The organism is Streptomyces sp. SPB074, from assembly GCF_000154905.1.
Classification (GTDB): domain Bacteria; phylum Actinomycetota; class Actinomycetes; order Streptomycetales; family Streptomycetaceae; genus Streptomyces.
Genome location: NZ_GG770539.1, coordinates 1,262,450 through 1,267,410 on the forward strand (window position 1 = coordinate 1,262,450; position 4,961 = coordinate 1,267,410).

The 4,961-nt window shown below is 75.7% G+C and carries 6 protein-coding genes and 1 pseudogene; 4 read left to right on the forward strand and 3 right to left on the reverse strand.

Annotated elements, in window-relative coordinates; translation table 11 throughout:
• Together SSBG_RS05060 and SSBG_RS05065 are read right to left on the reverse strand one after the other, a co-directional pair.
• Nucleotides 1–280, reverse strand: a 280-nt coding sequence (locus tag SSBG_RS05060) for a hypothetical protein (RefSeq protein WP_037868979.1), incomplete at its 3' end; no start/stop codon positions are given.
• An 85-nt stretch (nt 281–365) separates the two neighbouring features.
• Nucleotides 366–1,283 carry a LysR family transcriptional regulator gene (locus SSBG_RS05065; RefSeq protein WP_008745141.1) on the reverse strand — a complete coding sequence of 306 codons (918 nt, stop codon included), beginning with the start codon at nt 1,281–1,283 and terminating at the stop codon, nt 366–368.
• Nucleotides 1,284–1,365: 82 nt separating this feature from the next.
• On the opposite strand from SSBG_RS05065, the gene SSBG_RS05070 reads away from it, so the two are divergent.
• The 4 genes and pseudogenes from SSBG_RS05070 (at nt 1,366) to SSBG_RS05085 (ending at nt 4,455) form a co-directional block, all read left to right on the forward strand.
• Complete coding sequence (locus SSBG_RS05070; protein WP_037871125.1) at nt 1,366–2,301, forward strand: DMT family transporter; 936 nt, start codon at nt 1,366–1,368, stop codon at nt 2,299–2,301.
• A gap of 10 nt (nt 2,302–2,311) precedes the next feature.
• On the forward strand, nt 2,312–2,770 hold the full coding sequence (locus SSBG_RS05075) for a GNAT family N-acetyltransferase (RefSeq protein WP_008745143.1): 459 nt from the start codon (nt 2,312–2,314) through the stop codon (nt 2,768–2,770).
• 104 nt (nt 2,771–2,874) lie between these two features.
• A complete protein-coding gene (locus SSBG_RS05080; protein ID WP_008745144.1) occupies nt 2,875–3,450 on the forward strand; it encodes a TetR/AcrR family transcriptional regulator in 576 nt (191 codons plus the stop codon).
• A gap of 304 nt (nt 3,451–3,754) precedes the next feature.
• Nucleotides 3,755–4,455 (forward strand): annotated as a pseudogene (locus SSBG_RS05085) (SDR family oxidoreductase).
• 96 nt (nt 4,456–4,551) lie between these two features.
• On the opposite strand, the gene SSBG_RS05090 reads toward SSBG_RS05085, so the two are convergent.
• A partial coding sequence (locus SSBG_RS05090) for an ABC transporter permease (RefSeq protein WP_008745146.1) occupies nt 4,552–4,961 on the reverse strand: 410 nt, incomplete at its 5' end.

Consider the following 4,961-nt stretch of genomic DNA (forward strand, 5'->3'; position numbering starts at 1 on the left):
CGCGGCCCGCCAGCCGGCAGGCGAGGCAGCCGGGATGGCCCGCGCGCGCGGAGGCGTCACGTGCGCCCCAGGCGGCGCGTGGGCGTGGGCCGGCCGGCTTGCCCCAGCCCGCGAGGTGCAGCACCCAGGTGAGGACGGCGGCCGAGACCAGGAGCACGAGGCCCACGTACCAGCCAGGCGTCCAGCCGACCACGGCCACCGCGAGGCAGGCGGAGCCCGCGATCGCGACGGCCGCCCCCGTCCGGCCCGCGACCGTGTGCCCCTCGTCGTACTGGCTCATCTCGCGCCCCCCGTGGCCAAGTTCCTTTCATGATCGAACCAACTTGCCTGCCAGGCAAGGAGAGATGACGTGCGAGAGAGCCACGTCACGGTGTCGCGGCGGCCTCCCCGCCCCGTACCTCGGCCGCCACCCGCTCCAGGAGCCGCACGACGTCCCCGACGGCCCGCCGCGCCGTCCGCTCGGGCCGGTGGAGCACGTCCACGTTGCGCAGCGCGTGCACGCCGTCGAGGGGCCGCAGGACCACGCCCTCCTGGGCGGGGACCGTCCAGCGCGGGATCAGGGCGAGCCCGCCGCCCGCCGCGACGAGCGCGGCCGAGACGGTGAACTCGTTGACGCGGTGCACGAGGCGCAGGGGCCGCCCGGCGACCGTGGCGAGCGCGTCGACCGTCGCGAGGAGCGGGAAGCCGTCGTGGACGGCGATCCACGGCTCGTCCGCGACCTGCGCCGGACGGAGGGTGGCGTGCGCGGCGAGCGGGTGGCCGGAGGGGAGCGCCACGTCGAGGGGTTCGCGCAGCAGGGTCGTCGCGGTGACCGTGGGCGGCCACGGCGGGGCGTGGTCGAGGCGGTGGGCGAGCACGAGGTCGTAGGCGCGGGTCAGCGGGGGGAAGTGGCCCTGGGCCACGTCCTCGTCGGCGAGGGCGAGCCGGGGCGCGTCCGCTCCCGCGCAGGCGCGCAGGAGCGGTGGGAAGAAGGCGGCGGCGGCGCTGGAGAACGCGGCGACCGAGACCTCTCCGGCGGGCTGCTCCGCGTAGTCGGTGAGCGTGTGCCGGGCGCGGGCGAGCGCGCTCTCGACCTCGATCGCCGCGTCCGCGAGCACCCGGCCGGCCTCAGTGAGCACGACGCGGCGGCCCTCGCGCTCGGTGAGCGGGAGCGGCACCGAGCGCTGGAGCAGGCGCAGTTGCTGCGAGATCGCCGAGGGCGTGACGCGCAGGGCCTCGGCGACGGCGCTCACGCTGCCCAGCTCGCCGAGCTCGCGCAGGACCCGGAGCTGTCGTTCGTCCATCCCCATAGTGTAGTGCTGCTACATCTTCGGTGAAGAAACTGGTATCTGGTCTTCAACGAGGAGGTGGGGCAGCGTGGAGCGCATGTTCGCCGTACGCCGTACCGATGCGGTACTCCTTCTCGTCGCCGTCGTCTGGGGCTCCAGCTATCTCGTCGCGAAATCTGCGACGGACGTCCTGCCCGTGCTCGCCGTGCTCTTCGCGCGGTACGCGCTCGGGGCGCTCGCCTGCGGGGCCGTGGTCCTGGTCCGGCGGCGCGCCTGGACGCGTACGGAGGTCCGGGCGGGGCTGCTGCTGGGCGTGACGCAGGCGGCGGTGCTCGTGCTGGAGACGTACGGGGTCGCGCACACGAGCGCGGCGCACGCCGGTCTCCTCATCAGCCTCACGATCGTGCTCACCCCTCCGCTCGACCGCACCCGGTCCCCGCTCCCGGCGCGCTTCTACGCGGCGGCGCTGCTGTGCGTCCTCGCGGTCGGGCTCATCGGCGCGGGCGGGGACGGCGGGCTCGGGCTGCCGCGCGGCGGGGACCTGCTGGTGCTCGGCGCGGCCCTCGTGCGGGCGGGGCACGTCGCGCTCGTCGGCCGGGTGACCGCGCGGCACCGGGTGGACCCGCTGCATCTCACCACGGTGCAGATGGTGACCGGGACCGCGCTCGTCCTGCCCTGCGCCGCGCCGTACCTCGGCGATCTCGCGGCGAGCGACGCCGCGACGGGCTCGCGGCTGCTGTACCTGGCCCTGCTGTGCAGCCTGTTCGCGTTCCTCGCGCAGACGTGGGCGGTGCAGCGGACCTCGGCGAGCCGGGCGAGTCTCCTGCTCGGCACGGAGCCGGTGTGGGCGGTCGCGACGGGGCTGCTCGTCGGCGGCGAGCACCTGACGGCGTGGGCGGCGGCGGGCGCGGCGCTCATGCTCGCGGGGACGTACTGGGGGCAGGCGGTGGAACGGGCGCACCGGGACGAGGGGGCCGCCCGGGACCCGGCCGACGCCGGAAAAGCGCTTGCCCGGCGCGTACCGGCCCCCTAGCGTCGCGATCATGCCGCACCTCGCCCTCGTGACCCCGGACACCATCGAAGCCGCGCTCGCCCTGCGGGTGCGCCCCGAGCAGGAGCACGCCGTGGCCCCGGTGGCGAAGTCCCTCGCCGAGGCGTACGTGCACCCCGAGGCGTGGCCCCGGCTGATCATGGACGGCGAGCGCGCGGTCGGCTTCCTCATGGCGTTCCACGACATCGACTGGAAGGACGACGGGACCGACGTCCGCTCGGGCCTGTGGCGCCTGAACATCGACGCGGGCGCGCAGGGGCGGGGGCACGGGCGCTTCGCGGTGACGGCGGTGGCCGAGGAGCTGCGCCGCCGGGGCAAGGACCTCCTGACCACCACGTGGCACCCGGGCCCGGACGGTCCCGGAGGCTTCTACCGCCGCCTGGGGTTCCGGGCGACGGGCGAGACGAGCGGGGGCCAGACGGTGGGGGTGCTCGCGCTCGGGCCGGGATGAGCGGCGGGGACTCGCTCCGCGGACGCACCCCTCCCCCGCGCGGGCGGCTCGCGCGGGCGCCGGTACGGGTGAGTGCCTGCTCAGGGGCTCGGTACGCTGGTCGCATGGCGCGCAACGCGGAGGAGACCAGGCGCAAGATCCTCACCGCCGCCACCGAGGAGTTCGCCCGGCACGGCGTCGCCGGGGCGCGGGTGGACCGCATCACCACGGTGGACGAGGTGAACAACGCCCTGCTCTACCGGTACTTCGGCAGCAAGGTGGACCTCTTCGACACGGTGTACAGCCGTGTCGTCACGGAGCTGATCGAGGCCGTCCCGCTCGACGCGGACGACCTGCCGGGCTACGCGGGGCGCGTGTTCGACCACCACGAGTCGCACCCGGAGGCGGTCCGTCTCGCGGCCTGGCGCGGTCTCGAACGCCCCGAGTCGCCCGTCCCCGAGGCCGTGGTGGAGGCGCGGCGCGACAAGGCCGCGCGCATCGCGGCGGCCCAGCGCGCGGGCACGGTGCCGAGCGCGCTCCCGCCGGAGTCCCTGCGCGACCTGCTGGTCCTGCTGCCCCTGGGCGGCTCCCCGTTCGGGACGACGGGCGGGGCGGGGGACGGCGGGAGGAGCACGGACGAGGAGCGGGCGCGGCGTCGCGAGACGATGGTGACGGCGGCGCGGTCACTCGTCGGAGGCTGAGCCCGGGAGCGCGGAGCGCGGCTGCCTGGAGCGCGGGAGCCCAGGAGCCCGGAGCGTGGGAGCCCCGAGGCCCGGGAGCCGGAAATGCCCGGCAGACCGCGACACCGGGCGGCGACCGGCCCCGAGGCGGGACGCGGCCGGGGGGAAAGCACCGCCCCGCGAGGGGACGCTGCGGCCCCGCGCCTCCCCGGGGCGGCCCTCGTCCGGCGGGGCCGGGAAGCGTGGAGGTCACACGGATGTGTGCGGGGGGCTTCTTACCATCGGGACCCCGAACGCCGAAGGATCGGAACGCGCATGTCCCCCGTTGTCCCACCCCGGTACCGCTCTCCTAGTTGGCGCCTCGCGCGGGCTGGGGCACGGTCTCGCCGCCGCCCCTGGTCGACCGGGGGCTGGGACGTGATCGGCACCACCCGTGATCCCGGCGCCCGGGGCCCGCTGGCGGAACTCGCCGCGCGCTCCGCCGGGCACCTGACCGTCGAAGGACTCGACGTCGCCGACCCCGCGCAGGTCACCGCCCTGCGCGCGCGTCTCACGGGCCGCCGGCTCGACATGCTCTTCGTCAGTTCCGGGACCACGAGCGAGGAGGACACCCCGGTCGGGGAGGTGGCGACGGAGGACTTCGTCCGGGTCATGGTGACCAACGCCCTGGGCCCCATGCGGGTCATCGAGACCGTGGCGGACCTGGTCGCCGACGACGGGCTCATCGGCGCGATGTCCTCCGGCCAGGGCAGTATCGCCAACAACACGGCGGGCGGCCGCGAGCTGTACCGGGGCAGCAAGGCCGCGCTCAACATGTTCGTACGCGGCTTCGCCGTCCGGCAGTCGGGGACCCGGCGGTCGGTCCTGCTGCTCGCCCCCGGCTGGGTACGCACGGCGCTGGGCGGCCCCGGGGCCCCGTACACCGTCGAGGAGAGCGTTTCGCTGCTCATGGACGTGCTGGAGTCCCGGCTCGGCAGGCCCGGACTCGCCTACCTGGACCGCGAGGGGCGGATCGTGCCGTGGTGAGGGGGCGGACGGGTCGTACCTGGCCGTCCAGGCGGGGGGCGTGTCCGGGTAAGGGCGTCGCGGTGTCCCGGCGGGGTGTGCCGGGCGCGGCGGCGTTCAGTCCCTGTTGATCCGCCCCCGTGCCACGAGTTCCACCGTCACCGAGACCGCGAGCGACTGCACCGCCATGAGCGCGACCAGTACGAAGAGCTGCACGGCGCCGGCCGCGAGCGGGCTCGCGCCGCCGAGCAGGACGCCGACGAAGGCGCCGGGGAGCGTGACGAGCCCCACGGTGCGGGTCTGGTCGAGTCCGGGCAGCAGCGCCTCGGACGCGGCGGGGCGGGCTATTTCGAGGCGCGCGTCCCGGTCGGGGAGGCCGAGCGCGAGCGCGGCCTCCACCTCGCCCTTGCGCGTGCGCAGTTCGTCGAGCGCGCGCCGCCCCGCGAGCACTGTCGCGGTGAGCGCGCCGCCGAGCAGGATGCCGGTGAGCGGTACGAGCGAGATGCCCTTGAGCGGTACGAGCCCGG

Bases quoted from the DNA above. Each gene is read 5' to 3' on its own strand.
- SSBG_RS05065 (WP_008745141.1), bottom strand. From the start codon at position 1,283: ATGGACGAACGACAGCTCCGGGTCCTGCGCGAGCTCGGCGAGCTGGGC.
- SSBG_RS05070 (WP_037871125.1), top strand. From the start codon at position 1,366: ATGTTCGCCGTACGCCGTACCGATGCGGTACTCCTTCTCGTCGCCGTC.
- SSBG_RS05075 (WP_008745143.1), top strand. From the start codon at position 2,312: ATGCCGCACCTCGCCCTCGTGACCCCGGACACCATCGAAGCCGCGCTC.
- SSBG_RS05080 (WP_008745144.1), top strand. From the start codon at position 2,875: ATGGCGCGCAACGCGGAGGAGACCAGGCGCAAGATCCTCACCGCCGCC.